At 24.2% G+C, this 2,610-nt stretch carries 3 protein-coding genes; all 3 read right to left on the bottom strand.

From position 1 onward, the window contains the following. Positions 1 to 30: 30 nt before the first annotated feature. Positions 31 to 804: a DUF3226 domain-containing protein gene (locus tag G3997_RS03090; RefSeq protein ID WP_296647940.1), complete on the bottom strand. Its 774-nt coding sequence runs from the start codon at positions 802 to 804 to the stop codon at positions 31 to 33. After that, positions 804 to 1,829: an AAA family ATPase gene (locus tag G3997_RS03085; RefSeq protein WP_296647935.1), complete on the bottom strand. Its 1,026-nt coding sequence runs from the start codon at positions 1,827 to 1,829 to the stop codon at positions 804 to 806. The genes G3997_RS03090 and G3997_RS03085 overlap by 1 nt, the downstream gene beginning before the upstream one ends. 81 nt (positions 1,830 to 1,910) lie before the next feature. Then, a complete protein-coding gene (locus G3997_RS03080) occupies positions 1,911 to 2,441 on the bottom strand; it encodes a VanZ family protein (RefSeq protein WP_296647930.1) in 531 nt (176 codons plus the stop codon). Positions 2,442 to 2,610: the final 169 nt, after the last annotated feature.

Below are 2,610 nucleotides of genomic sequence, written 5' to 3'. Positions count from 1 at the left end.
TTTTTATAAGCCCTTTTATTATTATTTATTCTAATTAAGTTTTAATATATTAACTATAAATTCATAAAACTTTTTTACAACAGGACTATACATTATACTTTCTTCACTTATCCAATCATCAAATCGTATTGATATTTGATTAGCACTTCCTGGCCTAAATACATTAGCTATACACCCTACTTTAACTTTATTTTCACTAGATATACTCCAATTTTCTTTATATTTTTCATCAATGCTTTCTAGGTATTGATTTACGCTATCTAATAAATCACTATAAACAACTTTAGCTCCTTCTAATAAAAGATTTTCCAAAGTTCCTTGAGAATAATTATCCGGGAAAAAATAATAATATAACTTTATAACTTCTCCTCTTATTTTACATTCTCCAGATAAAAAATCTTTTTTATTTACAATCATATCTTTATTATTCTTTGCAAATCTTTCATTAAAGGAATCTTTTGCTAGTTTTTGATCTGCATCAAATATTGCACATACACCATCTATTTGCTTTAATTCCCCCTTATTCATATTACTAAGATATAAATCTATACTCTTGATAATTTTTTCTACTCCATTTGCTGATATCATTACTACACATAAATCATCTTTTATAAAATATGATGGTATCGGTATAAATCTATCTAATCTATTATCTACAAATGGATAAGCTCTAGGAACTCTCATCTGCCATATTTCTGGTAAATTATTTATATTATTTACTTCTTTAAATCCATTTATAAATAGTATTCTGGCTAAACAGTTTATATCATGAATTCCCTCTACAAAAAATAAAAAGCTTCTCATTATCTCACATCCTGACCTAATAAGTTTCTAATATCTTTTAACTTATTGCCAGAAAACTTTGTGTAATATGTTTTATTATCATATAACTCTATTCTAAAACATGATAGTGAGTCTATTTCATTCCCAAGCGAAAGTATTATACTATCAATAGCCTCTAAACTGTGAGTTGTACATATTAGCTGTATTTTATATTCCTTACATAGTTTTATAATGATATCAAACATCTTATTTATATGGTTTTTGTGCACTGCACTTTCTATTTCATCAACTAATAATATTCCACCTTTTGAACTTACTAAGGCACTTCCAAGTGTAAATATCTTTTTTATACTATCTCCAAAACTAAATAAAGGTACAGTACCATATACCTTATGCTCTATATATATCATACTTCTACCTACATTTAACTTTTTCACTATTTTAAAATCTAATATATCTGAGTCAAATATTTTAAGTAGACTTATTATATTTTTTTTATCTTTATCTTCTAAATTTTCTAATGTATCTTCTATTAAATCATTTATATAGTAATCATACGGAGTAATATATACTATTTTTATAATGTCATAGTCGTTAATGTATTTAATGTTTTTACTTTCTTCTATAGATATATCTTTATCTATAACAGTTTCATCTTCTAACTTTACATTAATATTACCTAAAAATGCATTATCCATATCGTTATTTATACTAATATCTCTTACTATATTTCCATTTATGTTAATCTCTCTAGTTAATCCTTTTATAGTGGATTTTATTTTTATACTTTTGTTTTTATCTTGCTCTCTTGGAAATATGCCTAAGAATAATTCAAAACTTGAAGGGTATGCAGAACTTCTTTTTGATACGTTATTTAGGATACTTTTTATGCTATTTTCATTTCCTAGTATTGATATAGCTTCAAGTAGTGAAGTCTTTCCGCTGTTATTATCTCCTACTATTATGTTAATGTTAGATAAATCTTTTAATTCTAAATCTTCTATACTTTTAAAATGATGTATTTTTAGATAAGTTAAATAATTCATATTATCACTTCTTTCTAATTTATATAGTAATTATACAAATTAGAAAGAGATAATATAACATATTTATGATTAATTATTAAATTATTCTGACACTAATTCTTCTTTATTTAATATTTTTTTGAATAAGAAAACTATTATTTTTATTATAAGTAATATAGTAAATGTTATTATTATGCCACTTAATGCACCACATGAATCTATAACTATATCCTTTATACTACCAGATCTACCTGGTACAGATAATTGTCTGTATTCATCATAACAAGCATAAATTATAGATAATAAAAAAGCTAAATTTGATGATAATAAAAGCTTTTTAGAGAAAACATATATGAACAACACTAGAGATGCTCCAATTAAAGCATATATACTAAAGTGTGCCATTTTTCTAACTATATAACTTTTACTACCAAAGCCTCTTAGCTTAGTATAAACTTTAGTTTGAATCTTTATTAATTCCTCATCTCTTATCGTAACCTTATCTCTTATTTTATCTATAACTTTTACAACTGCTTGTGATTGATTACCTGATACTTCTGCATTTTGACTAGAAAAATAATACATTCCCCCTACACTAATTATAACTAGCATAATCACTAAAATTTTTCTCATATTCTCAATTCCTTTTTTATTAATCTTTTATTTTAAAGTGATTATATCATATTCATCTATAYATATAAATCCTTTTATGTAATTATCTTCCTCACAAAYATATAAGCTCTCATTTTTTATATCATGTATAAAAGTTTCTTTATTTGGATAATTATCATCCCATTGATCA

Source organism: Romboutsia sp. 13368, assembly GCF_018336475.1.
Taxonomy (GTDB): Bacteria; Bacillota; Clostridia; order Peptostreptococcales; family Peptostreptococcaceae; genus Romboutsia.
This window is presented reverse-complemented; position numbering and strand designations above follow the sequence as displayed.